This window comes from Microbacterium sp. BH-3-3-3 (assembly GCF_007679045.1).
Classification (GTDB): Bacteria; Actinomycetota; Actinomycetes; order Actinomycetales; family Microbacteriaceae; genus Microbacterium; species Microbacterium algihabitans.
Map to the genome: position 1 here is coordinate 607,363 of NZ_VEFS01000001.1, position 23,516 is coordinate 630,878.

General features: G+C 70.3%; 19 protein-coding genes and 1 riboswitch. Of the genes, 12 read left to right on the forward strand and 7 right to left on the reverse strand.

Annotation, left to right across the window (positions count from 1 at the left end):
- Window positions 1–92 precede the first annotated feature (92 nt).
- The 6 genes from FS769_RS02830 (at window position 93) to FS769_RS02855 (ending at window position 7,044) form a co-directional block, all read left to right on the forward strand.
- Window positions 93–1,556, forward strand: a complete 1,464-nt coding sequence (locus FS769_RS02830) for a fumarylacetoacetate hydrolase family protein (RefSeq protein ID WP_144829102.1) — start codon at window positions 93–95, stop codon at window positions 1,554–1,556.
- A complete protein-coding gene (locus FS769_RS02835; RefSeq protein WP_144829105.1) occupies window positions 1,556–2,284 on the forward strand; it encodes a GntR family transcriptional regulator in 729 nt (242 codons plus the stop codon). Before FS769_RS02830 ends, FS769_RS02835 begins: the two co-directional genes overlap by 1 nt.
- Before the next feature lie 104 nt (window positions 2,285–2,388).
- Window positions 2,389–3,909 carry a 5-carboxymethyl-2-hydroxymuconate semialdehyde dehydrogenase gene (gene hpaE / locus FS769_RS02840; protein ID WP_144829108.1) on the forward strand — a complete coding sequence of 507 codons (1,521 nt, stop codon included), beginning with the start codon at window positions 2,389–2,391 and terminating at the stop codon, window positions 3,907–3,909.
- A gap of 165 nt (window positions 3,910–4,074) precedes the next feature.
- Window positions 4,075–5,223, forward strand: coding sequence for a 3,4-dihydroxyphenylacetate 2,3-dioxygenase (gene hpaD / locus FS769_RS02845; RefSeq protein WP_144829111.1), 1,149 nt, complete (start codon window positions 4,075–4,077; stop codon window positions 5,221–5,223).
- 250 nt (window positions 5,224–5,473) lie between these two features.
- Complete coding sequence (locus FS769_RS02850; RefSeq protein WP_144829114.1) at window positions 5,474–6,259, forward strand: fumarylacetoacetate hydrolase family protein; 786 nt, start codon at window positions 5,474–5,476, stop codon at window positions 6,257–6,259.
- Window positions 6,244–7,044 (forward strand): HpcH/HpaI aldolase/citrate lyase family protein, encoded by an 801-nt coding sequence (locus tag FS769_RS02855; protein ID WP_144829117.1) that lies wholly within the window; start codon window positions 6,244–6,246, stop codon window positions 7,042–7,044. Before FS769_RS02850 ends, FS769_RS02855 begins: the two co-directional genes overlap by 16 nt.
- Here FS769_RS02855 and FS769_RS02860 read toward each other — a convergent pair.
- Entirely contained in the window at window positions 7,038–7,877 is an 840-nt protein-coding gene (locus FS769_RS02860) for a helix-turn-helix transcriptional regulator (protein WP_260856205.1), read from the reverse strand. The two genes, FS769_RS02855 and FS769_RS02860, sit on opposite strands and share 7 nt — an antisense overlap.
- 102 nt (window positions 7,878–7,979) lie before the next feature.
- Between FS769_RS02860 and hxlB the strand changes: the two genes are divergently transcribed.
- Complete coding sequence (hxlB, locus tag FS769_RS02865; protein WP_144829123.1) at window positions 7,980–8,552, forward strand: 6-phospho-3-hexuloisomerase; 573 nt, start codon at window positions 7,980–7,982, stop codon at window positions 8,550–8,552.
- Between the two features lie 29 nt (window positions 8,553–8,581).
- Complete coding sequence (hxlA, locus tag FS769_RS02870; protein WP_144829126.1) at window positions 8,582–9,205, forward strand: 3-hexulose-6-phosphate synthase; 624 nt, start codon at window positions 8,582–8,584, stop codon at window positions 9,203–9,205.
- A gap of 70 nt (window positions 9,206–9,275) precedes the next feature.
- Here hxlA and FS769_RS02875 read toward each other — a convergent pair whose 3' ends face one another.
- From FS769_RS02875 to glyA, 3 genes are all read right to left on the reverse strand, one after another.
- Window positions 9,276–9,758 (reverse strand): cytochrome C5, encoded by a 483-nt coding sequence (locus FS769_RS02875; protein WP_144829129.1) that lies wholly within the window; start codon window positions 9,756–9,758, stop codon window positions 9,276–9,278.
- A gap of 90 nt (window positions 9,759–9,848) precedes the next feature.
- On the reverse strand, window positions 9,849–10,733 hold the full coding sequence (locus FS769_RS02880) for a bifunctional methylenetetrahydrofolate dehydrogenase/methenyltetrahydrofolate cyclohydrolase (protein ID WP_144829132.1): 885 nt from the start codon (window positions 10,731–10,733) through the stop codon (window positions 9,849–9,851).
- Window positions 10,734–10,831: 98 nt separating this feature from the next.
- On the reverse strand, window positions 10,832–12,106 hold the full coding sequence (gene glyA, locus FS769_RS02885) for a serine hydroxymethyltransferase (protein ID WP_144829134.1): 1,275 nt from the start codon (window positions 12,104–12,106) through the stop codon (window positions 10,832–10,834).
- Window positions 12,107–12,163: 57 nt separating this feature from the next.
- Window positions 12,164–12,249: riboswitch (ZMP/ZTP riboswitch) on the reverse strand.
- Between the two features lie 849 nt (window positions 12,250–13,098).
- Between glyA and FS769_RS02890 the strand changes: the two genes are divergently transcribed.
- From FS769_RS02890 to FS769_RS02900, 3 genes are all read left to right on the forward strand, one after another.
- The gene (locus FS769_RS02890; RefSeq protein ID WP_186325400.1) at window positions 13,099–13,485 is read left to right on the forward strand and encodes a YrdB family protein; all 387 of its coding nucleotides are present in this window, start codon (window positions 13,099–13,101) and stop codon (window positions 13,483–13,485) included.
- Window positions 13,482–14,888 carry an FAD-binding oxidoreductase gene (locus FS769_RS02895; protein WP_144829137.1) on the forward strand — a complete coding sequence of 469 codons (1,407 nt, stop codon included), beginning with the start codon at window positions 13,482–13,484 and terminating at the stop codon, window positions 14,886–14,888. Before FS769_RS02890 ends, FS769_RS02895 begins: the two co-directional genes overlap by 4 nt.
- 123 nt (window positions 14,889–15,011) lie before the next feature.
- Window positions 15,012–16,412, forward strand: a complete 1,401-nt coding sequence (locus FS769_RS02900) for a L,D-transpeptidase family protein (protein WP_144829140.1) — start codon at window positions 15,012–15,014, stop codon at window positions 16,410–16,412.
- Between the two features lie 364 nt (window positions 16,413–16,776).
- Here the strand turns inward: FS769_RS02900 and FS769_RS02905 are convergent, their stop codons facing one another.
- Window positions 16,777–18,996 carry an NADP-dependent isocitrate dehydrogenase gene (locus FS769_RS02905; RefSeq protein WP_144829143.1) on the reverse strand — a complete coding sequence of 740 codons (2,220 nt, stop codon included), beginning with the start codon at window positions 18,994–18,996 and terminating at the stop codon, window positions 16,777–16,779.
- Window positions 18,997–19,180: 184 nt separating this feature from the next.
- Here FS769_RS02905 and FS769_RS02910 point away from each other — a divergent pair, with 184 nt between their 5' ends.
- Entirely contained in the window at window positions 19,181–19,633 is a 453-nt protein-coding gene (locus tag FS769_RS02910) for a GNAT family N-acetyltransferase (RefSeq protein WP_144782529.1), read from the forward strand.
- A gap of 159 nt (window positions 19,634–19,792) precedes the next feature.
- Here FS769_RS02910 and FS769_RS02915 read toward each other — a convergent pair whose 3' ends face one another.
- On the reverse strand, window positions 19,793–21,610 hold the full coding sequence (locus tag FS769_RS02915) for an ABC transporter ATP-binding protein (RefSeq protein ID WP_144782531.1): 1,818 nt from the start codon (window positions 21,608–21,610) through the stop codon (window positions 19,793–19,795).
- Window positions 21,607–23,469 (reverse strand): ABC transporter ATP-binding protein, encoded by a 1,863-nt coding sequence (locus FS769_RS02920; RefSeq protein ID WP_144829145.1) that lies wholly within the window; start codon window positions 23,467–23,469, stop codon window positions 21,607–21,609. Before FS769_RS02920 ends, FS769_RS02915 begins: the two co-directional genes overlap by 4 nt.
- Window positions 23,470–23,516 lie beyond the last annotated feature (47 nt).

Here is a 23,516-nt window from a genome sequence, read left to right on the forward strand (position 1 = left end):
AGACCCCGGGACGTCGTCGTCGGCGACGAGGCGCGGTGTTGCTGGGGCGTTCGTCATCGTATACGATTTCGGATACGACGCAAGGGAGCCTCATGAACGACACCACCGACCCCCGGTTCACCGTCCTCGGCGGTCGCCCGGGCAAGATCGTGGCCGTCCACCTGTCGTACGGCTCGCGCGCCGATCAGCGCGGTCGTCGACCGGCCGCCCCGTCGTACTTCTTCAAGCCGTCGAGCTCGCTCGCGGCATCCGGGTCCGAGATCGTGCGCCCCGCGGGTACCGAGCTCCTCGCGTTCGAGGGCGAGATCGCGCTCGTCATCGGCGAGCCGGCTCGGTGGGTGACTCCGGATGCCGCGTGGTCGCACGTGGCATCCGTCACCGCCGCGAACGACTTCGGTCTCTACGACCTCCGCGCGAACGACAAGGGCTCGAACGTCCGCTCCAAGGGCGGCGACGGATACACCCCGCTCGGCCCCGCGCTCTTCGACGCCCACGAGGTCGACCCCACCGCCCTGCGCCTGCGCACGTGGGTGAACGGCGACCTCGTGCAGGACGACTCCACCGCGGGCCTCATCTTCTCGCTCGCCCAGATCGTCGCCGACCTCTCGCAGCACTTCACCCTCGAGACCGGTGACGTGATCCTCACCGGCACCCCCGCCGGCTCGTCGGTGGTCGTCCCCGGCGACGTGGTGGAGGTGCAGGTGGATGCCGGCGCCCTCTCGACCGGCCGGCTCCGCACGACCGTGACCCAGGGCGCGCAGTCGTTCGATGCCGCGATCGGCTCGCTCCCCGCGGTCGACGACACCCAGCGCACCGAGGCGTGGGGCTCGGCCGAGGCGGCTGGCCTCAGCCCCGCGGCCCCCGCCCTCTCCCCCGCCCTGCGCGACAAGATCTCGCGCGTGCCGGTCGCCGCCCTCAGCGGGCAGCTGCGCAAGCGCGGCCTCAACGACGTCACCATCGACGGCGTGCGCCCGCTCACCCCGGGCAGCCGCTTCGTCGGCATGGCGCGCACGCTGCGCTTCGTCCCCCACCGCGAAGACCTCTTCGCCTCGCACGGCGGCGGCCAGAACGCCCAGAAGCGCGCGTTCGACGCGGTCGGCGAGGGCGAGGTCATCGTCATCGAGGCCCGCGGCGAAACCGGTTCCGGCACGCTCGGCGACATCCTCGCGATCCGCGCGCACGCCCGGGGGGCTGCGGCCATCGTCACCGACGGCGGGGTCCGCGACGCTGAGGCCGTGGCCGCGGTGGGCATCCCCGTCTTCACCGCCGGGGCGCACCCGGCGGTCCTCGGCCGCCGCCACGTGCCGTGGGAGACCGACGTGGCCGTGGGCTGCGGCGGCACGACCGTCGAGCCCGGCGACATCCTCGTGGGCGACGGCGACGGCGTGATCGTCATCCCGCCCGGGATCGCCGAAGAGGTGGTCGACGCCGCCCTGGCGCAAGAGGCCGAAGACGCGTGGATCGCCGAGCAGGTGGCATCCGGTCACCCGATCGAGGGGCTGTTCCCGATGAACGCGGAATGGCGCGCGCGCTACGAGAGCGAGAGGAACGCATGATGGCCCTTCGACAAGCTCAGGGACCCCATCGACAGGCTCAGGGACCCGGCACCGAGCCCACCAAGAGCAAGTCGCAGCAGGCGTACCAGTGGATCAAGCAGCGCATCGCGTCGCAGGAGTTCACCCCCGGCTACCGCCTGGTGCTCGGCTCGATCGCCGGTGAGCTCGACATGAGCGTCGTGCCCGTGCGCGAGGCCATCCGCCAGCTCGAGGCCGAGGGTCTGGTGATGTTCGAGCGCAACGTCGGCGCGCGCGTGTCGATGGTCGACGACACGGCCTACCGCTTCAGCATGCAAGCGCTGAGCCTGCTCGAGGGGGCCGCCACCGCCCTGTCGGCCCGCGCGCTCACCGCCGACGACGTTCGTCGCGCCCGCCAGGTCAACGAGCTCATGGTCGAGACGCTCGAGCACTTCGACCCGCGCGCCTTCACCGCGCTCAACCAGGAGTTCCACGCGATCCTGTTCGAGAAGTGCGCCAATCCGCGCATGCTCGAGCTCGTGCAGGCCGAGTGGGCGCGCCTGGGGCACCTGCGCGATTCGACGTTCAGCTTTGTGCCGGGCCGCGCCGCGGAGTCGGTGCGCGAGCACGAGAACATCCTCGTGCTCATCGAGAACGGCGCTCCCCTGGCCGAGATCGAGAAGGTCTCGCGTCGCCACCGCTCGGCCACCCTCGACGCGTACATGATCCACGAGCACCCCGACCAGGTGCTCGGCCTCCCCGCTTTCTGACCTCGAAAGACAGTTCCGGATGCCATGACCCCGCGCCCCGACGACATCGCCGTCGCGGATCGCCTGCCACCCGGCATCCACCCCTCTTCACCGAAGGAGCACCCATGACCACCCCGCTCACCACCGCCCGCCGAATCCCCGCCGATCTGCCCGAGCGCATCCAGCACTACATCGGGGGCCGCTTCGTCGACTCGGTCGACGGCGACACCTTCGACGTTCTCGACCCGGTGACCAACCAGACCTACCTCACCGCCGCCGCGGGCAAGAAGGCCGACATCGACCTCGCCGTCGCCGCCGCGCGGAAGGCCTTCACCGAGGGACCCTGGCCCCGGATGCTGCCGCGCGAGCGCTCGCGTGTGCTGCACCGCATCGCCGACATCGTCGAGTCGCGCGACGAGCGCCTCGCCGAGCTCGAGTCGTTCGACTCCGGCCTGCCGATCACGCAGGCGCTCGGTCAGGCGCGGCGTGCGGCCGAGAACTTCCGCTTCTTCGCCGACCTGATCGTGGCCCAGACCGACGACGCCTTCAAGGTGCCCGGGCGCCAGCTCAACTACGTGAACCGCAAGCCGATCGGGGTCGCCGGCCTCATCACGCCGTGGAACACCCCCTTCATGCTCGAGTCGTGGAAGCTCGGCCCCGCTCTCGCCACCGGCAACACCGTGGTGCTCAAGCCCGCCGAGTTCACGCCCCTGTCGGCGTCGCTGTGGGCCGGCATCTTCGAGGAGGCGGGCCTGCCCGAGGGCGTGTTCAACCTCGTCAACGGTCTCGGCGAAGACGCCGGCGACGCCCTCGTGAAGCACCCCGACGTGCCGCTCATCTCGTTCACCGGCGAGAGCTCGACGGGTCAGCTGATCTTCGCCAACGCGGCGCCCTTCTTGAAGGGCCTCTCGATGGAGCTGGGCGGCAAGAGCCCGGCGATCGTGTTCGCCGACGCCGACCTCGACGCCGCGATCGACGCGACGATCTTCGGAGTCTTCTCGCTCAACGGCGAGCGCTGCACCGCGGGTAGCCGCATCCTCGTGCAGCGCGAGGTCTACGACGAGTTCGTCGAGCGCTACGCCGCTCAGGCCGACCGCGTGAAGGTCGGCTTCCCCGACGACCCCGACACCGAGGTGGGCGCTCTGGTGCACCCCGAGCACTACGCCAAGGTCATGTCGTACGTCGAGCTCGGCAAGGCCGAGGGGCGCCTGGTCGCCGGCGGCGGTCGCCCCGAGGGCTTCGACGAGGGCAACTTCGTGCGCCCCACCGTGTTCGCCGACGTCGCCCCCGACGCGCGCATCTTCCAGGAGGAGATCTTCGGCCCGGTCGTCGCGATCACCCCCTTCGACACCGACGACGAAGCCCTCGCCCTCGCGAACAACACGAAGTACGGCCTGGCCGCCTACGTGTGGACGAACGACCTCACGCGCGCGCACCTGTTCGCGCAGAACGTCGAGGCCGGCATGGTGTGGCTGAACTCCAACAACGTCCGCGACCTGCGCACCCCCTTCGGCGGGGTGAAGGCCTCGGGGCTCGGCCACGAGGGCGGATACCGCTCGATCGACTTCTACACCGACCAGCAGGCCGTGCACATCACGCTCGGCCCCGCCCACAACCCCACCTTCGGCAAGGCGCAGGGGCACTGAGCCCCGCCGCCGGTGGCTGAGCCGCCATCAGGTGGCTGAGCTTGTCGAAGCCACCGCCCGACCACCGGTCCCTTCGACAGGCTCAGGGACCTCCGCGACGACTGGTCGCTGAGCCGATACCCCACCCTTCCGGCATCCGCCCCTCTTCACACGCAAGGACGCGACATGACAGACCGCAGCCAGATGACCCGCACCTCGTCGGGATTCTTCGTCTCGCAGGAGGCCCCCATCGAGGCCTCCAACCCCATCCCCACGCCCACCTCTCCCGCGCCCGACATCCTGCGCTGCGCGTACATGGAGCTCGTGGTCACCGACCTCGCGGCATCCCGTGTCTTCTACGTCGACATCCTGGGCCTGCACATCACCGAAGAGAACGATGAGGCGATCTACCTCCGCTCGACCGAGGAGTTCATCCACCACAACCTGGTGCTCCGCCAGGGCCCGGTCGCGGCCGTCGCCGCCTTCTCGTACCGCGTGCGGTCGGCCGACGACCTCGACAAGGCCGTCGCGTTCTACGAGGAGCTCGGCTGCGAGGTGCGCCGCGAGCCGAACGGGTTCACCAAGGGCATCGGCGACTCGGTGCGCGTGGTCGACCCCCTCGGCTTCCCGTACGAGTTCTTCTTCGACACCGAGCACCAGGAGCGCCTGTCGTGGCGCTACGACCTGTACTCCCCCGGCGAGCTCGTGCGCCTCGACCACTTCAACCAGATCACCCCCGACGTTCCCCGCGCGGTGAACTTCATGCAGTCGCTCGGCTTCCGCGTGACCGAAGACATCCAAGACGAAGAGGGCGTCGTCTACGCGGCCTGGATGCGCCGCAAGCCCACCGTGCACGACACCGCCATGACCGGCGGCGACGGACCCCGCATGCACCACGTGTGCTTCGCGACGCACGAGAAGCACAACATCCTCTCGATCTGCGACAAGCTCGGCGCGCTCCGCCGCTCGGATGCCATCGAGCGCGGCCCCGGCCGCCACGGCGTCTCGAACGCGTTCTACCTGTACCTGCGCGACCCCGACGGCCACCGCGTCGAGATCTACACGCAGGACTACTACACCGGCGACCCCGACAACCCGGTCGTCACGTGGGACGTGCACGACAACCAGCGCCGCGACTGGTGGGGCAACCCCGTCGTGCCGTCGTGGTACACCGAAGGCTCGCTCGTGCTCGACCTCGACGGTCAGCCTCAGCCCGTGCGCGCCCGCACCGACTCGAGCGAGATGGCCGTGACGATCGGTGCCGACGGCTTCAGCTACACCCGCGCGCCCGAAGAGGTCGGCGCTGGCGAGTTCAAGCTGGGCAACCAGCTGTAAGCCGCCGCCTGCCCGCCCAGCGAGCGCCAGCGCCCGCCCACCCATGTCCCACTTATGGCAGGTTGGGCACCCCTCAACCAGCCGAATTCGGGACACGCTCCACCAAAAATGGGACGCGCGCACAGCAGCAGGCCGTCCAGCCCACCCATGTCCCACTTTTGGCTGGTTGGGCACCCCCTCAACCAGCCAGAAGTGGGACACGCTCCACCAAAAGTGGGACGAGGTTCGTGAGACCGACCAAGGAGACCCCATGCTCACCGACGCACAGATCGACGCCATCGCGGCCGAGCTCGCCGAGGCCGACCGCGCGCACGCGGTGATCCCGCGGATCACGGCGAGGTATCCGGATGCCGTGGTCGAAGACTCCTACGCGATCCAGGGTCGCTGGCGCGATACGCAGATCGCCGCGGGGCGCACCCTCGTCGGGCGCAAGATCGGCCTGACGTCGAAGGCGATGCAACAGGCGACGGGCATCACCGAGCCCGACTACGGCGTGATGTTCGACGACACCGTGTACCGCTCGGGAGACGAGATCCCGGTCGCGCTGTTCTCGAACGTGCGCATCGAGGTCGAGCTGGCGTTCGTGCTGAAGACCCCGCTCGAGGGCCCCGACTGCACGCTCGACGACGCCCTCGCCGCGATCGACTACGCCGTGCCTGCTCTCGAGGTGCTCAACTCGCACATCGAGCTCGAGGGCCGCACGATCGTCGACACGATCAGCGACAACGCCGCCTACGGCGCGATGGTGCTCGGCGACGTGCACAAGCGCCCCGACGAGATCGACCTGCGCTGGGTTCCGGGCGTGCTGAGCCGCAACGGCGAGATCGAAGAGACCGGCGTCGCCGCGGGCGTGCTCGGGCACCCGGCGACGGGGGTGGCGTGGCTGGCGAACAAGTTCCACCAGCACGGCGCTCGCCTGGAGGCGGGCGAGATCATCCTGGCAGGATCGTTCACGCGCCCGATGTGGGTGTCGCAGGGCGACGACGTGCTGTGCGACTACGGACCGATGGGAACGATCTCGTGCCGCTTCGTCTGACCCCGACCTTCCGGGCCGCCCTCGCGGCATCCGACCGCCCCCTCGCGGGCATGTGGGTGTGCTCGGGCAACGCCACGATCACCGAGGTCGCCGCGGGCTCGGGCCTCGACTGGCTGCTGCTCGACCTGGAGCACTCCGCGACCTCGCTCGAGTCGGTCCTGACCCAGCTGCAGGTGGCGGCCGGCTACCCGGTCACCCCGGTCGTGCGGGTGCCGTGGAACGATCCCGTAACCATCAAGCGAGTGCTCGACCTGGGCGCGCAGAACCTCATCGTGCCGATGATCTCGACCGCCGACGAGGCGCGGGCCGCGGTCGCCGCCACGCGGTACCCGCCGCAGGGCGTGCGCGGAGTCGGCAGCGCCCTCGCCCGCAGCGCCCGCTGGAACCGCGTCGAGGGCTACCTCGCCGAGGCCGCCGAGCTCGTCTCTCTCACGGTGCAGATCGAGACGACGACGGGCGTCGACAACGCCGCCGACATCGCCGCTGTCGAGGGGGTGGATGCCATCTTCGTCGGCCCCAGCGACCTCTCGGCCTCGATGGGTCTGCTCGGTCAGCAGTCGCACCCCGACGTCGTGGCGGCGGTGCATCGCGTGTTCGCCGCGGCGAAGCATGCCGGTACTCCGGTCGGCGTGAACGCGTTCGACCCGGCGGTGGCCGAGGCCTACATCGACGCCGGCGCCGATTTCGTCGCGGTCGGTGCCGACGTGGCGCTGCTCGCCCGCGCGTCCGAGGCGCTGGCGGCGCGGTTCGTCACCGGGCGCACGGCGCAGCGCGACAGTTACTGAGCGCGCGCCGTTCCGAGCGCCGCGAGCTCGGCCCGCGTCGAGACGCCGGCTTTGCGCAGCAGGTTCGACACGTGGAACTTCGCCGTGTTCTCGCTGATGCCGAGGCGTTCGGCGATCGCGCGGTTGCGTGAGCCCGCCACGACCAGGCTGAGCACCTCGCTCTCGCGGGGGCTGAGGTCGACCGCCTCGTCGAGGAAGTCGGGTCGCGGGGGCGGATCGAGCGGCAGCACGACCGACAGCTCCGACCCCCACCCGGGGGTCGAGGCGACGTCGAACGCCCCGTTGAGCGCACTGACCCGCTCGACGATCGGTCCCAGCGAGTCGTCGTGAGCGGTGAGGGTGCCGGCTCCGTCGTCGCGGATGCCGATGAGCAGGTTCAGCCCGTCGCAGTCCCATTGGATGCGCACGCGGTGCGGAGTGCCCCGGTCGAGCAGGGCGAGCACGGCGCTGCGGACGATCGCCCGCGCCTCGTGCGCGACTTCGCCGGGCAGGGCGCGGCCGGTCGCCGGCGGCTCGACGAACTGCACATCGAGGTCGCCGTGACGGACGAGCGGGCGGAGGTCGGTGCGCAACCGGGCGAAGGCCCCGGTGACGGGTTCGAGCAGGGCGCTGCGCTGCTGATCGGTCGAGGTTCGCAGCACGACGAGGGCGGCGGCCGCCGTCTCCACGGCGAGGGCGCGCGCGGCCCGGTCGTCGAGGCGCGTGGACCGCAGGATCGCCAGCACCGATTCGAGCGTCACGGCGTGGCGGTCGGCCTGCTCGGCGACGATGCGTTCGTGCTCGATGACGAGGACGCGGGACGCGGGAGACGACAACTCGGCGGACGACTTCACCCGCCCTAACCTAGCCGACGGAGGCGAACCTACCCGATCGGGTAGGTCGACCCGTGCGGTCGACCGGCCACGCGCTCCGCTCCCCCGGCGAAGCATGGAGACATGACCTCCCCCGACACCGGCATCGCGGCATCCCTCACCCGCATCTCGGAAGAGCTGACCTCGGTCGTCGACAGCCTCGCCACCGGCGACAACGCGGACGACGTGCTCGAGGTGCTGGGCGGCGCCGACCGCGTGTTCGTCCTCGGCGCCGGGCGCTCGGGCCTCGCGTTGCAGATGACCGCGATGCGCCTCATGCACCTCGGCCTCGCCGTGCACGTCGTCGGTGAGACGACCGCCCCCGCGATCCGCGCCGGCGACGTGCTCCTCACCGCGAGCGGCTCGGGGACGACGACCGGCATCGTCCGCGCCGTCGAGACGGCCACCGAGGTCGGCGCCCGCGTCGTGGCGATCACCACCGCGCCCGACTCGCCCCTCGGACGGGCGGCGGACGCCCTCGTCGTGGTGCCCGCCGCGACGAAGCTCGATCGCTCGGGCACGGCATCCACCCAATACGCCGGCGGCCTGTTCGAGCAGGCCGTCGTTCTCATCGGCGACGCGATCTTCGACGCGCTCTGGCAGCGCTCGGGCCTCTCGGCCGACGACTTGTGGCCCCGCCACGCGAATCTCGAATGACCCTCCACCCCGACAGTCAGGACCCCCGAATGAAGCTGCAGTTCGCCATGGACACCCTCACCACCGAGGCCGCCCTCGACCTCGCCGCCGCCGCGGCCCCGCACGTCGACATCCTCGAGCTCGGCACCCCGCTCATCAAGAGCGAGGGCCTCTCGGCCATCACCGCCATCAAGAAGGCCCACCCCGACAAGATCGTCTTCGCCGATCTGAAGACGATGGATGCCGGCGAGCTCGAGGCCGACATCGCCTTCGGCGCCGGAGCCGACCTCGTGACGGTGCTCGGCAGCGCCGGAGACAGCACGATCGTCGGAGCCGTCACCGCCGCCAAGAAGCACGGCAAGGGCGTCGTCGTCGACCTCATCGGGGTCGCCGACAAGCCGGCCCGTGCCAAGGAGGTCATCGCCCTCGGCGCCGAGTTCGTCGAGATGCACGCCGGCCTTGACGAGCAGGCCGAAGAGGGCTTCACCTTCGCCACGCTGCTGCGTGACGGAGAAGCCTCGGGCGTGCCGTTCTCGGTCGCCGGAGGTGTCAACGCATCGAGCATCGCCGACGTGCAGAAGGCGGGCGCCCAGGTCGCCGTCGCCGGCAGCGCCATCTACAGCGCCCCCGATGTGGGCGCCGCCGCCGCCGAGCTGCGCGCCGCGATCATCTGAGCGCCGACCGCATCCCGAGAACGACGAAGGGCCGGACGATCACTCGTCCGGCCCTTCGTGGTGTCGAGGGTCAGTCCTCGTCTTCGTCGTCTTCGTCGTCGTCGCCGACGATCTCGATGTCTTCGACCTCGAGCTCGGGCGTCAGCTGCACGTGCACGAGAGCGTCGGGGAACGAGGTCTGACCGGCGAAGACCACGATGATGGCGTCGGCGAACACGCCCACGCCGATCGCCTCGAGGTCGGTGCGCAGGTCGACGTCGGCATCGAGCTCGTCGTCGTCGAGGGCGTCTTCGATGTCGCTCGCGACCTCTTCGACGATCGCGCGCCAGCGCTCTTCGCCGACCGAGAGCACGTCCTTGAGGTTGCTCATGATCGCGTCGAGGTCGGGGGCGTCTTCTTCGTCGATCTCGGGGTCGAGGTCGACCTCCACCTCGACGCCGGCGGCGTCCAGGTGTCCCGACCCGATGACGCTGTCTTCGTCGATCTGGGCGTCGTCGAGCAGGCCGCTCTCGGTGACGCGGCGGAGGAGGTCGTTCAGCACGGACTCAGTCATGCATCAACGATCCCACGTCCGGCTCCCTGTGGGGAACACCTTGCGCGCGCCGCGAAGGCTGTTCAGCCCGTGCTTGCGCGCGGTTCACCCTCAGGCGGATGCCGCCCGCTCGGCCGCCTCGACGACGTTGGTCATCAGCAGGGCCACGGTCATCGGTCCGACCCCGCCGGGGTTGGGCGAGACGAAGCCCGCGACCTCGGCCACGTCGGGGTGCACGTCGCCGTACACGCGCGACTTTCCGGTCTCGGGGTCGGTCTCGCGCGTGACGCCCACATCGAGCACCGCGGCGCCCGGCTTGACGTCGGCGGCCCGCACGATGTGCTTCACTCCCGCGGCGGCGACGATGACGTCGGCCTCGCGCAGGTGCTTCGCCAGGTCGGCGGTGCCAGTGTGGGTGAGGGTCACGGTGGCGTTGATCTCGCGGCGGGTCAGCAGCAGCCCGATCGAGCGGCCGATCGTGACGCCGCGGCCGACGACGACGACCTCTTTGCCCTTCAGGTCGTAGTCGTTGCGCAGCAGCAGCTCGATGACGCCGCGCGGGGTGCACGGCAACGGCGTGTGGATCGGGGCGTTGACGTTGAGCACGAGACGCCCGAGGTTCGTGGGGTGCAGGCCGTCGGCATCCTTCGCCGGATCGATCCGCTCGAGCACGCGATCGGTGTCGATGTGCTTCGGCAGCGGCAGCTGCACGATGTAGCCGTGGCATTCGGGGTCGGCGTTGAGGCGGTCGATGACGGCCTCCACCTCTTGCTGCGTGGCCTCGGCGGGCAGCTCGACCTGGATCGAGTTCATGCCGATCGCCTCGGACTGCTTGTGCTTCATGCCGACGTACAGCTGCGAGGCGGGATCGGCGCCCACGAGCACCGTCGCGATACCCGGGACCACGCCCTTCGCGCGCAGGGCCGCGACGCGCTCGGTGAGCTCCGCTTTGATCGCCGCCGACGCGGCCTTACCGTCGAGAATCGTCGCCGTCATGGCGTCCCTCTTCCTGGGTGTCGATGGGGGCGGCCCGCCGTGTGCGCGACCGCCCGCCGAGACGGGGCCGCCGCAGCAGCCCCGCCCCGGCCCGGGGCTCACTGGTGCAGGTCGGGGTACAGCGGGAAGGCGTCGGCGAGGGTCGCGACGCGTGCGCGCAGGGCCTCGACGTCGGCGCCGGGGATCAGCGCGAGCGCGATGATGTCGGCCACCTCGGTGAACTCGGCGTCGCCGAAACCGCGGGTCGCGAGCGCCGGGGTGCCGATGCGCAGGCCCGAGGTCACCATCGGCGGACGCGGGTCGTTCGGCACCGCGTTGCGGTTGACCGTGATGTGGATGTCGTGCAGCAGGTCTTCGGCCTGCTTGCCGTCGATCTCCGCCTCGCGCAGGTCGACGAGCACGAGGTGCACGTCGGTGCCGCCCGAGCGCACGGCGATGCCGGCGTTCTTCACGTCGTCCTGGGTGAGGCGGTCGGCGAGGATCGACGCGCCCCGCAGGGTGCGCTCCTGGCGTTCTTTGAACTCCGGCGTCATCGCGAGCTTGAACGCCGTGGCCTTCGCGGCGATGACGTGCATGAGCGGGCCGCCCTGCTGGCCGGGGAAGACCGCGGTGTTGATCTTCTTGGCCAGGTCGGCGTCGTTGGTGAGGATGAGGCCCGAGCGCGGGCCACCGATCGTCTTGTGCACGGTCGTCGACACGACGTGCGCGTGCGGGATCGGCGAGGGGTGCACGCCCGCGGCGACGAGACCGGCGAAGTGCGCCATGTCGACCCACAGCAGGGCGCCCACCTCGTCGGCGATCGCGCGGAACGCCTCGAAGTCGAGCTGGCGGGGGTAGGCCGACCAGCCGGCGATGATGACCTTCGGCTTGTGCTCGAGGGCGAGGCGGCGCACCTCGTCCATGTCGATGACGCTGGTCTCGGGGTCGACGCCGTAGGCGACGATGTCGTACAGGCGGCCCGAGAAGTTGATCTTCATGCCGTGGGTCAGGTGACCGCCCTGGTCGAGGGCGAGGCCCAGCAGCGTGTCGCCGGGGCGGGCGATCGCGTGCAGCACCGCGGCGTTGGCCGAGGCGCCCGAGTGGGGCTGGACGTTGGCGAACTCGGCGCCGAACAGCTGCTTGGCGCGCTCGATGGCCAGCGACTCGGCGACGTCGACCTCTTCGCAGCCGCCGTAGTAACGACGACCGGGGTAGCCCTCGGCGTACTTGTTCGTCAGCACCGAGCCCTGCGACTGCAGCACCGAGACGGGAACGAAGTTCTCCGACGCGATCATCTCGAGGAATCCGCGCTGGCGGTTCAGCTCGCGCTCGAGGACCTCGGCGATCTCGGGGTCGACCTCCGAGAGAGGGGCGTTGAAGTACGGATCGGTCATGCGATCTCCTTGACGATGGTTCCGGATGCCGCGGACTCGGCGAGTCCGCGGAGATACCGCATCGACCCAGGCGTGCGGTCGAATACCGTCAAGCGGTCGCTCCCCGGTGGTGTCCCACCTCAACGCCAGTCGCGACGGTGCCACTGTAGCGCGTATCACGCGCGCGTCCTCGCGCGTCGCGGCATCCACCGTTCCTCCACAGGTTCCGCCCGATGCTGGGGTGGCTGAGCTCATCGGGAACACCGGGAGGGGTACGGTCCGGAGCAGAGGTGGCTGAGCCTGTCGAAGCCACCGGGGCCACCTAGGTGCTGTCCGGAGCAGAGGTGGCTGAGCCTGTCGAAGCCACCGGGGCCACCGCGGGTCCCGGACCCTTCGACAAGCTCAGGGACCTGCGTAACGCCAGGTGGCTGAGCCCGTCGAAGCCACCGGGCATCCACGGGTCCCGGGCCTTTCGACAAGCTCAGGGACCTGCGTAACGCCAGGTGGCTGAGCCTGTCGACGCCACCGGGCATCCACGGGTCCCGGGCCTTTCGACAAGCTCAGGGACCTGCGTAACGCCAGGTGGCTGAGCCTGTCGAAGCCAGCGGGCCACCGCGGGTCCCGGACCCTTCGACAAGCTCAGGGACCCGCGCTGCGCGAGGGACCTGCGGGTACCGGGCCCTTCGACAAGCTCAGGGACCTGGGCTGCGCGAGGTGGCTGAGCCCGTCGAAGCCACCGGGGCATCCGCGGGTCCCGGACCCTTCGACAAGCTCAGGGACCTGTGCCTCGCGAGGTGGCTGAGCCTGTCGAAGCCACCGGGCCTCCGCGGGTCCCGGACCCTTCGACAAGCTCAGGGACCTGCGTAACGCCAGGTGGCTGAGCCTGTCGAAGCCACCGGGCCTCCGCGGGTCCCGGGCCCTTCGACAAGCTCAGGGACTTCGGCCGCGCCGCGAACGGCTCGACGGTGAGCGATCCCGGATGCCGTGCCCCGGCGCCCGCGTAAAATGCTGGGGTGACCGACACTCCGAACGTCCGCGCGCAGGCGCCTCTCGCTCCCGGCATGCGCCCGCGCCCGTCGGGGGTCGAGATCGGCAGCGTCATCTGCGGCCTCTTCGCCTTCATCACGCTCGCCATCTGGGGCTTCACCGCGTGGCCCTTCCCCTGGAGCATCGTCGCCGGCATCGGCGCCCCCGTCCTGGCGATCGCCGTGTGGGCGCTGTTCGTCTCACCGCGCGCCGTGCTGGCGGTGCACCCCTTCGTCCGCGCGATCGTCGAGCTCTTCGTCTACGCCGCCGCCACCGTGGCGTGGTGGAGCATGGGCCAGGCCCTCATCGGCCTCGTGTTCGCGATCGTCGCCGTCACGTTCGGCGCTCTGAACGGCAGACGGCGCCTGGCGTGATCGCCGACGAGACGGCCGACGACTCGCCGTCTCCGCGCGCGCCCGACCGGGCCCTCGCGTTGCTGCGCGCCGAGCTGGGTGCGCGCGTCGACACCTCTCCCGCGTCGCTCGACGCGGCCCGGGCCGACAAGTCGGGCCATGCGGCCGAGGGGCTCCCCCTGGCCGTGGTGCACGCGGCATCCGTCTCCGACGTGCAGGCGGTGATGCGCATCGCCACCGCCACGCGCACCCCCGTCGTGCCGCGCGGCGCGGGCACCGGCCTCGCGGGCGGCGCGAACACCGGCGGCGGAGAGATCAGCCTCTCGGTGCGCGGCATGGATCGCGTGCTCGAGGTACGCCCCGACGACCTGCTGGCCGTGGTCGAACCCGGCATCCTGAACGCCGACCTCAACGCGCAGCTCGAACCGCACGGCGTGTGGTGGGCACCCGATCCGGCCAGCCGCGCCATCTCCACCGTCGGCGGCAACATCGCCACCGGCGCCGGCGGCCTGCTGTGCGCGAAGTACGGCGTCGTGCGCGACGCGGTGCTCGGCGTCGACCTCGTGCTCGCCGACGGGCGGCTCCTGCACCTCGGTCATCGCAGCGTGAAGGGCGTCACGGGTCTCGATCTCACCTCGCTCGTCATCGGGTCGGAGGGCACGCTCGGTGTCGTCGTCGGCGCGACGCTCAAGCTCCGTCGCCTCGTCGAGGGCGAGCGCGTCACCCTGACGGCCCTGTTCGAGGGTGTGCGGGCCGCCGCCGTCGCGTCGGCGGCGGTCACGGCATCCGGAATCCAGCCCGCGATCATGGAGTTGATGGATGCCACGAGCCTCGCGGCCGTGCATCGCCTGCTGTCTCTGCCGACCCCCGTCGCCGGTGCCGCTCAGCTGACCGTGCAGACCGACGGACCCGTGGCCGTCGACGAAGCTCGCGCGGTCGCCGAGGTGCTGCGTGCCGCCGGTGGAACGGTGACCGTCGCCGCCGACGCGGCCGAGGGCGAGGCACTGCTGGCCGTGCGACGGGCGATGCATCCCGCGATGGAGACCCTCGGCACGACCCTCATCGAAGACGTGTCGGTGCCGCGCAGCGCCCTGCCCGACATGTTCGACGAGATCGCGCGCATCGAGCGCGAGTTCGGCCTCGTCATCCCCGCGGTCGCCCACGCGGGCGACGGCAACCTGCACCCCAACTTCGTGTTCGAGGGGCCCGAGGTGCCGCCGATCGTGTGGGACGCCGCCGAAGAGCTTTTCCGCGCGGCGCTGGCGCTGGGCGGCACCCTCACCGGCGAGCACGGCATCGGTGTGCTCAAACGGCGCTGGCTGGCCGACGAGCTGGGCGACGACCAGTGGACGCTGCAGCGCGACATCGCCCGGGTGTTCGACCCCCTCGGCATCCTGAACCCGGGAAAGGTGTTCGCGCCCTGACGTCGTGCGCGGCCGGAACGGCCGCGTCACGCCGCGGGCGTGATCAGACCGTGATATTGCTCGGGGGTGACGCGCAGGCCGCGGCTTTAGCATGGGAAGACTGACTTCCGGGGGGTTTGACTCATGACCGACGGCGCACCTGGCACCGACGGCGCGACCTACGCTTGGGCTCCGTCCGAGCCCACGACGCGCAAGAACCGCTCCGGCCTGTGGATCGGCATCCCCGCCGGCGCGACGGCCGTGGCCCTCATCGCGGCCTCCCTCGTGCTGATCGCCCCCGGCGCCTCGGTCGCCGGTGTGCAGATCGGCGGTCTCACCGCCGGCGCCGCCGCGCAGGCGATCTCGACCCGACTGGCCGACACCGCCGTCGTCGTCGAGAGCCCCGCCGGAGAGGTCACCGTCACCGGCGCCGACCTCGGCGCGACGGTCGACGCCGCCGCCCTGGCCGACAAGGCCTTCGCCGACAACCCCATGTGGAAGCCCGCCGCGTGGTTCCCCGAGGGAGCCGGCGTCGCCGTCCAGATCGACGAGTCCGCGGCCACCGCCGCCCTGCGCGACAAGGCCCCCGGCGCGTACCGCGCGCCCGTCGACGCCACCGTCGCCTACGACGCGGGCTCGCAGGCCTACGTCGCCACCCCCGCCGAAGCGGGCGAGGGCATCGACGTCGCCACCGTCGCCGCCGCCCTGCAGTCGGCCTTCGACTCCGGTGAAACCACCACCACGGTCGACGCGACCCTCGTGCCCGTCGAGGCCCCCGTCTCGACAGACGAGGCCGGCGCCGCCGTCGCGACCCTCAACGGCATCCTCGACTCGGCCGGCTTCTACGTCGGCGACGAGCGCACGGTGCCCGTCGACCGCGCCACCGCCGCCTCGTGGCTCACCGTCACCCCCGACGGCACGGGCGACTTCGTCATCTCGGCCGACCAGAGCGCGATCCAGACCGTCGTCGACGGCCTGACCGGCACGGTCGACCGCGGTGCCGTCAACGCCGACGTGATCGTCGACACCGGTGGAGAGGTCATCCACACCCTCACCGAGGGCCAGACCGGCCGCGCGCTCGGCGACACCGCCGGCATCGCCGCGGCCTTCGCGACGCAGCTCGCCGACGGCAACGGACGCTACGCGTTGAACGTCACCGAGACGCCGTTCGACACCACCAAGACCGAGCGCCGCATCGACGTCAACCTCAGCACGCAGACCACCACGCTCTGGCAGAACGGTCAGGTGTACCGCACCTACACGATCTCGTCGGGCGCCGGCGAGCACGCGACGCACACCGGCAACTTCCGCATCGGCTGGAAGACCGCGATGCAGGACATGGGCTGCGTCCCCGGCTACGACTACTGCACCAAGGACGTCCCCTGGGTCGCGTACTTCAACGGTGACGAGGGTTTCCACGGCACCTACTGGCACAACAACTTCGGCACCCCGATGAGCCACGGCTGCATCAACATGACCATCCCGCAGGCCAAGGAGCTCTACGACTGGGCCTACCGCGGCACGGAGGTCTCGGTTCACTACTGAGCCCGGATCCTTCTGAGAGGGGTGGATGCTTCGGCATCCGCCCCTCTGTCTTTTCTCCCGGCGGGACTGCGTCCTGGTGCGACAGCGTCCCGGCGTGACAGCGTGCCGGCGGGCCGGCGTCTTCGCACCCTGCGTCGCACCGCTGTGACGCAACGCAGGACTCTCGCCCGGCAACCCGCCCCGACACTTCGCGTCCGGGGCCCCGGCGGGCACAACTCCTGCTCTCTGCCCCGCCCGGGCCCTCCGGAGTGCCCGACAACCGCGGATTACAGGAGTTGTGCCGTGCCGACGCGCCGAGCCGCGGCCCGGAAACCCCAGAAGGGGCGGATGCCGTGTGGCATCCGCCCCTTCTGGGGTTTCCGGCTCAGCGCAGGGCGTCGACCACCGCGTTCAGCGTGACCGAGGGGCGCATGACCTTCTCGACGAGCTCCGCGTTCGGGCGGTAGTACCCGCCGATCTCGGCGTGGTGACCCTGGACGGCGTTGAGCTCGGCGACGATCGTCTGCTCTTCCGCGGCCAGCTTCTCGGCGACCGGGGCGAAGACCTGGGCCAGGTCGGCATCCGTCGACTGCTTCGCCAGCTCCTGCGCCCAGTACAGGGCGAGGTAGAAGTGACTGCCGCGGTTGTCGATCGTGCCGAGGGCACGGCCGGGCGACTTGTCGTTCTCGAGGAACGTGCCGGTCGCGGCATCGAGGGTCTGCGCGAGCACGCGAGCCCGCTCGTTGCCCGTGGTGTCGGCGAGGTGCTCGAGCGAAGCCGCGAGGGCGAAGAACTCACCGAGCGAGTCCCAGCGGAGGTAGTCCTCCTCGACGAGCTGCTGCACGTGCTTGGGAGCCGAGCCGCCGGCGCCGGTCTCGAACAGGCCACCGCCCGCGAGCAGCGGGACGATCGAGAGCATCTTGGCGCTCGTGCCCACCTCGAGGATCGGGAACAGGTCGGTGAGGTAGTCGCGCAGCACGTTGCCGGTGACCGAGATCGTGTCCTCGCCGCGGCGGATGCGCTCGAGCGAGTAGGTCGTCGCCTCGGCGGGGGCGAGGATCTCGATCGTGAGGCCGTCGGTGTCGTGGTCGGCGAGGTACTCGTGCACCTTGGCGATGAGGTTGCGGTCGTGCGCGCGGGTCTCGTCGAGCCAGAACACGGCCGGGACACCGGTCGCACGGGCGCGGGTGACGGCGAGCTTCACCCAGTCGCGCACCGCGACGTCTTTGGTCTGGGTCGCGCGCCAGATGTCGCCGGTGCTGACCTCGTGCTCGAGCAGCACGTCGCCGTTCGAGGCGACGACCTGCACGCGGCCGGGGGCGGCGATCTCGAACGTCTTGTCGTGGCTGCCGTACTCCTCGGCCGCCTGGGCCATGAGACCGACGTTCGGCACCGAGCCGATGGTGGCCGGGTCGAGGGGGCCGTTCGCGATGACGTCCTCGATGGTCGCCTGGTAGACACCGGCGTACGAGGAGTCGGGGATGACGGCGAGCGTGTCGTCTTCTCCCCCGTCGGCGCCCCAGAGCTTGCCGCCGTTGCGGATGAGCGCGGGCATCGAGGCGTCGACGATCACGTCGGAGGGCACGTGCAGGTTGGTGATGCCCTTGTCGCTGTTGACGTACGACAGGCGGGGGCCGGATGCCAGGGCCTCACGGATCTCGGAGGCGATGGCGTCGCCGCCCTCGACGTTCGACAGACCCGCAAGGATCGAGCCGAGGCCGTCGTTGGGGGTGAGACCGGCCGCGGCGAGGGCGTCGCCGTGGCGGTCGAACACGTCGGCGAAGAACGCCTTGACGACGTGACCGAAGATGATCGGGTCGCTGACCTTCATCATCGTGGCCTTCAGGTGCACCGAGTAGAGCACGTCGTCGGCCTTCGCCTGGGCGAGGGTGTCGGCGAGGAACGCGTCGAGGGCCGCGGCCGAGAGGAAGGTGGCATCCACGATCTCGCCCTGGAGGACCTTGAGGCCCTCCTTCAGCGTCGTGGTGGAGCCGTCGGCGGCCACGTGCTGGATCGTCAGCACGTCATCGTCGCCGAGCACCACCGACTTCTCGTTCGAGCGGAAGTCGTCGTGGCCGAGGGTTGCGACGCGGGTCTTCGAGCCCTCGGCGAACGCCTTGTTGCGGTGGGGGTGCTTCTTGGCGTAGTTCTTCACCGCGAGCGGGGCCCGGCGGTCGCTGTTGCCCTCGCGCAGCACGGGGTTCACCGCGGAGCCCTTGATGCGGTCGTAGCGCGCGCGCACGTCTTTGTCTTCGACGCTCGACGCCTCATCGGGGTAGTCGGGGATGTCGTAGCCCTGCGACTGGAGCTCCGCGATCGCGGCCTTCAGCTGCGGGATGGATGCCGAGATGTTCGGCAGCTTGATGATGTTCGCCTCGGGCAGCGTGGCGAGTCCGCCGAGCTCGGCCAGCGCGTCGCCGACCTGCTGCTCGGGCGTGAGGCGCTGCGGGAAGGCCGCGAGGATGCGGCCGGCGAGCGAGATGTCGCGGGTTTCGACGTCGACACCCGCCTGCTTCGTGACGGCCTGCACGATGGGCAGGAACGACGCGGTGGCGAGAGCCGGCGCCTCGTCGGTGTACGTGTAAATGATGGTGGAATCGGGCACGTCAGATCTCTCCGTAGAGGCGGCCAGGGTTGCGATTCAGCCTATCGCACATGGGCAAAGTCTCTTGATGTCGAGATAGTTCTCGGCATCCGCCCTCGTCTTTCCCCGCTGCTCCCCCTCGGCAAGAACATGCGTCGGTATGCGATCTTTGGGGGCGGGGCGGGCGTGCCGGTAGCCTGAGCGCATGGCTGACCTGCGTCTCGTCGAACTGTCCGCCGCCACGATCGTGGCCGTCAACACGCTCTCGCTCAAGCCCGGACAGGAACAGTTCCTCGCGCCCGTGAGCTACGGGGTCGCCGCCACGGTGAGCAACCCGCAGACGACCTGGCAACGCGTGGTCCTCGACGGCGATGAGGTCGTCGGCTTCGTCAGCGCGAACTTCGATCGCGACGCCCACGAGGAGCACTTCCAGTCGGTGCTGTGGCGCATCAACGTCGACGCCGACGAGCAGGGCCGCGGCGTCGGAAGCTACGCGATCGCCGCCGTGCTCGAGGAAGCCCGCGGTCGCGGCATGGACCACGTCGACGTGATCTACGAACCCGGTGTCGGCGGTCCCGAGGCGTTCTTCCAGCGCGTCGGCTTCGAGCCGGTTGGCGAGACGGCGTACGGCGAGGTCATCGCCCGCGCGCGGGTGTGATCGGCTGAGGCGCGAAGATCCGGGCGGGGCGCTGGGCGCCCTCATTCGGTTCGACTGGTGTGACTCGAAACGGCACCGGACAGCAGACTGCTTTCGACGGAAAGACGGATGCCACGCGCCCGAGGGGCAGCGTGGCATCCGTCATTCCCGCGGGGCGGGCTAGACCAGCGACTCGCGCCAGGCGGCGTGGAGCTGGGCGAACTTGCCCGTGCCGGCGATGAGGGCGGCCGGGGTGTCGTCTTCGATGATGCGACCGTGCTCCATCACCAGCACGCGATCGGCGATCGCCACCGTCGACAGGCGGTGGGCGATGATGATCGCCGTGCGGTCGGCGAGCAGCGTCTGCAGGGCGTCCTGGATCTGCCGCTCGCTGGGGATGTCGAGCGAGGCCGTGGCCTCGTCGAGGATGAGCACCGCCGGGTCGGCGAGGAACGCCCGCGCGAACGAGATCAACTGACGCTGGCCCGCCGACACACGGCCACCGCGCTTGTTCACGTCGGTGTCGTAGCCGTCGGGCAGCTTCGAGATGAACGCGTCGGCACCCACGGCGCGAGCCGCCGCGCGGATCTCGTCCATCGTGGCATCGGGCTTACCGAGGGCGATGTTGTCGGCCACGGTCCCACTGAACAGGTAGGCCTCCTGCGTGACCATGACGATCGCGCGACGCAGGTCTTTCGGGTGCAGACGCCGAAGGTCGACGTCGTCGAGGGTCACGGCGCCCTTCGTCGGGTCGTAGAACCGCGACACGAGCTTGGCCAACGTCGACTTGCCCGCACCGGTCGTGCCGACGAGCGCGATGGTCTGCCCGGCCGGGATGTCGAGCGAGAAGTGCGGCAGGATGACGCGGTCGTCGGAGTATCCGAAGGTGACGTCGTCGAAGCTCACGTGGCCCCGGGCGGTCCACAGGTCGACCGGGTCGGTCGGGTCGGGAACCGTCGGCTGCTCCTCGAGCACGCCCGACACCTTCTCGAGCGCGGCCGTCGCCGACTGGTAGGAGTTCAGGAAGAACGCCACCTCCTGCAGCGGCGAGAAGAAGTTGCGGACGTACAGCACGGCGGCGGTGAGCACACCGATCTCGAGCGGCCCCGCGATCACGCGTCCGCCGCCCCACAGCAGCACCACGGCGACCGAGACCGCGGCGACGCCCATGATGCCCGGCTCGAAGGTTCCGAACAGCTTGATCGAGCGCATGTTCACGTCGCGGTAGTCGCCGGCGAGCTTGCCGAACTCCGCGTCGTTGCGCGGCTCCTTGCGGAACGCCTTGACCGCCCGGATGCCGGTCATCGTCTCGACGAACTTCACGATCACCTGGGCGCTGATCACGCGCGACTCGCGGTAGATCACCTGCGAGCGCGAGTAGAACCAGCGCATGAGGAAGTACATGGGGATGCCCATGACGGTGAGGATCAGCCCGGACTGCCAGTCGATCAGGAACAGGGCCGCGAGGGTGAACAGGCCGTAGAGCACGCCCGACACCAGCTCGTTGAGCCCGCCGTCGAGCAGCTCGCGGATCGTGTCGAGGTCGCTCGTCTGCCGCGAGATGATGCGCCCCGACGTGTACGACTCGTGGAACTCGAGGCTCAACCGCTGCGTGTGCAGGAAGATCCGCTTGCGCAGGTCGAGCATGACGGCCTGCGTGAGGCGCGCGGCTACGACGACGTACCAGCCGATGAGCACGGCGCCGCCGATGCCGGCGAGCAGATACACGATGACGACGCCGTACGTCGGCATCCAGTCGCTGCGCTCGATGACGGCCGGCAGGGCGTTGTCGATGCCGTACGCGATCAGCGCCGGACCGGCGACCCGCAGAGCGGTCGAGACGACGAGCACGGCGCCGGCGAGCACGAGCTGCCAGCGCAGCGGTGAGACGAGCGAGCCGAGAAGGCGCAGCGAACGCTGACGGATCGCGCGGCTCTCGTCGCGCGTGTAGTCGGAGCGGTCTTCGCCGCTCGTCCCGGAGACGGTGGAGGTGCTCATCGGGTCGCCTCCTTCTCGGTGAGGACGTCGTCGTCGGACGGGATCACGTCGATCGCGCCCGTGCGGGCTTCGCGCTCGGCCTCTTCGAGGCTCGAGATGACGTAGCGGTAGTGGTCGCTTTCGCGGAGCAGGTCGGAGTGCGTGCCGACGGCGGTGATGCGGCCGTCTTCGAGCAGAGCCACCCGGTCGGCGAGAGTGACCGTCGAGGGCCGGTGGGCCACGACGAGGGCGGTCGTCTCGCTGAGCACCTCGCGCAGCGCGTCTTCGACCAGGGCCTCGGTGTCGACGTCGAGCGCCGACAGCGGGTCGTCGAGAACGAGCACGGCGGGGCGGGCCGCGACCGCGCGTGCGAGCGCCAGGCGCTGACGCTGACCGCCGGAGAGGCTCAGGCCCTCTTCGCCGATGACCGTGTCGAGGCCGTCGGGCAGGTCGTACACGAAGTGCGCCTGCGCGACCTGCAGCGCTTCGCGCAGGATCTCCTCGGCCTCGGGTGAGCCGGGCGTGAGGTCTTCACGACCGAGCAGCACGTTGTCGCGCACCGTCTGCGAGAACAGCGTGGCGTCTTCGAAGGCCATGCCGACGTGACGCCGCAATTCGGCGAGCGTCAGGTCGCGCACGTCGACACCGTCGATCAGCACGCGGCCGCCGGTCGCGTCGTACAGGCGCCCGGGCAGCGTGGTGAGCGTGGTCTTGCCCGAGCCGGTCAAGCCGACGAGCGCCATGGTCTCGCCCGGCCGCAGCACGAGGTCGATGCCGTTCAGCAGGTCGGGCTCGGTGCCGGCGGAGTCCTGGTAGCGGAAGTGCGCGCCCTCGAAGGTCAGCTCGCCGCGCGGCTCCGCGATGGTGCGGGGGTTCTCGGGGTCGACGATGGTGTTCTGCTCGTCGAAGACCTCGAAGATGCGGTCGGTGGCGGTGCGCGCGTCGAGCAGGAACGAGAACAGGAACCCGATCGACTCCATCGGCCACCGCAGCACGGTCGCCATGGCGAAGAACGCCACGAGCTCGGCGACCTGCAGCTGCTGGAGCTGGGTCAGCACGATGCCGGCGCCGAGGCACACCGCGAATGCGATGTCGGGCAGCAGCACGAGCCAGAACCAGATCCACCCGATCGCGCGGGCCTTGTCGATCTCGGTCTCGCGCAGCGATTCAGCCTGGCGGGTGAACTTCTGCAGAGCGTGCTTGCCGCGCCCGAAGGCTTTGAGCACCCGGATGCCGTGGACGCTCTCTTCGACGCTGGTGGCGAGGTCGCCGGCCTGGTCTTGGCTCTGACGCGTCAGCGCGCCGTAACGCTTCTCGAAGCGGAAGCCGACGTAGATGACCGGGGCGGAGGTGACGAGGAACAGCGCGCCGAGCAGCCAGTGCCAGCGGAACAGCAGCACGGCGCCGATGGCGATGGTCAGCAGGTTGACCACGAGCAGGATCACGCCGAAGGCGAGCCAGCGGCGCAGCATGCTGATGTCCTGCATCATGCGCGAGAGGAGCTGCCCCGACTGCCACCGGTCGTGGAAGGCGACGGGCAGGCGCTGGAGGCGGGAGTAGAACGACTGGCGCAGGTCGTACTCGACCTTGGTGGCGGGAGAGAGCACGAACCAGCGGCGGAGCCACACCATGGCGGCTTCGGCGAGGCCCAGGCCGAGCACGGCGAGGGAGCCCCAGACGAGGGCTCCGGCGTCGAGCGAGGCGATGGGGCCGGCGACGATCTGCTCGAGAACGAGAGGGATAGCCAGGGCCAACAGGCTCGCGATGAGGGCGGTGACGGCACCGGCGATGAGGCGCGGCAGAACCGGCCGTGCGATCGGCAGCAGGCGCGCGAGCGCGCGCGGAGTGGACAGGCGTTGCGGAGGCGTTGAGGTGGTCATGATCCTCGTGGGGTCGGAGCGGGCGCCGGGATCGGGCGCGGAGAGGG

Excerpts from the sequence above, each read along its gene's own strand:
- hxlB (WP_144829123.1), top strand. The coding sequence starts at position 7,980 with ATGACCTCCCCCGACACCGGCATCGCGGCATCCCTCACCCGCATCTCG.
- FS769_RS02920 (WP_144829145.1), bottom strand. The coding sequence starts at position 23,469 with ATGACCACCTCAACGCCTCCGCAACGCCTGTCCACTCCGCGCGCGCTC.
- FS769_RS02910 (WP_144782529.1), top strand. The coding sequence starts at position 19,181 with ATGGCTGACCTGCGTCTCGTCGAACTGTCCGCCGCCACGATCGTGGCC.
- FS769_RS02880 (WP_144829132.1), bottom strand. The coding sequence starts at position 10,733 with ATGACGGCGACGATTCTCGACGGTAAGGCCGCGTCGGCGGCGATCAAA.
- FS769_RS02915 (WP_144782531.1), bottom strand. The coding sequence starts at position 21,610 with ATGAGCACCTCCACCGTCTCCGGGACGAGCGGCGAAGACCGCTCCGAC.
- FS769_RS02875 (WP_144829129.1), bottom strand. The coding sequence starts at position 9,758 with ATGACTGAGTCCGTGCTGAACGACCTCCTCCGCCGCGTCACCGAGAGC.
- FS769_RS02835 (WP_144829105.1), top strand. The coding sequence starts at position 1,556 with ATGGCCCTTCGACAAGCTCAGGGACCCCATCGACAGGCTCAGGGACCC.
- FS769_RS02900 (WP_144829140.1), top strand. The coding sequence starts at position 15,012 with ATGACCGACGGCGCACCTGGCACCGACGGCGCGACCTACGCTTGGGCT.
- hpaD (WP_144829111.1), top strand. The coding sequence starts at position 4,075 with ATGACAGACCGCAGCCAGATGACCCGCACCTCGTCGGGATTCTTCGTC.
- glyA (WP_144829134.1), bottom strand. The coding sequence starts at position 12,106 with ATGACCGATCCGTACTTCAACGCCCCTCTCTCGGAGGTCGACCCCGAG.
- FS769_RS02830 (WP_144829102.1), top strand. The coding sequence starts at position 93 with ATGAACGACACCACCGACCCCCGGTTCACCGTCCTCGGCGGTCGCCCG.
- FS769_RS02850 (WP_144829114.1), top strand. The coding sequence starts at position 5,474 with ATGCTCACCGACGCACAGATCGACGCCATCGCGGCCGAGCTCGCCGAG.
- hxlA (WP_144829126.1), top strand. The coding sequence starts at position 8,582 with ATGAAGCTGCAGTTCGCCATGGACACCCTCACCACCGAGGCCGCCCTC.
- hpaE (WP_144829108.1), top strand. The coding sequence starts at position 2,389 with ATGACCACCCCGCTCACCACCGCCCGCCGAATCCCCGCCGATCTGCCC.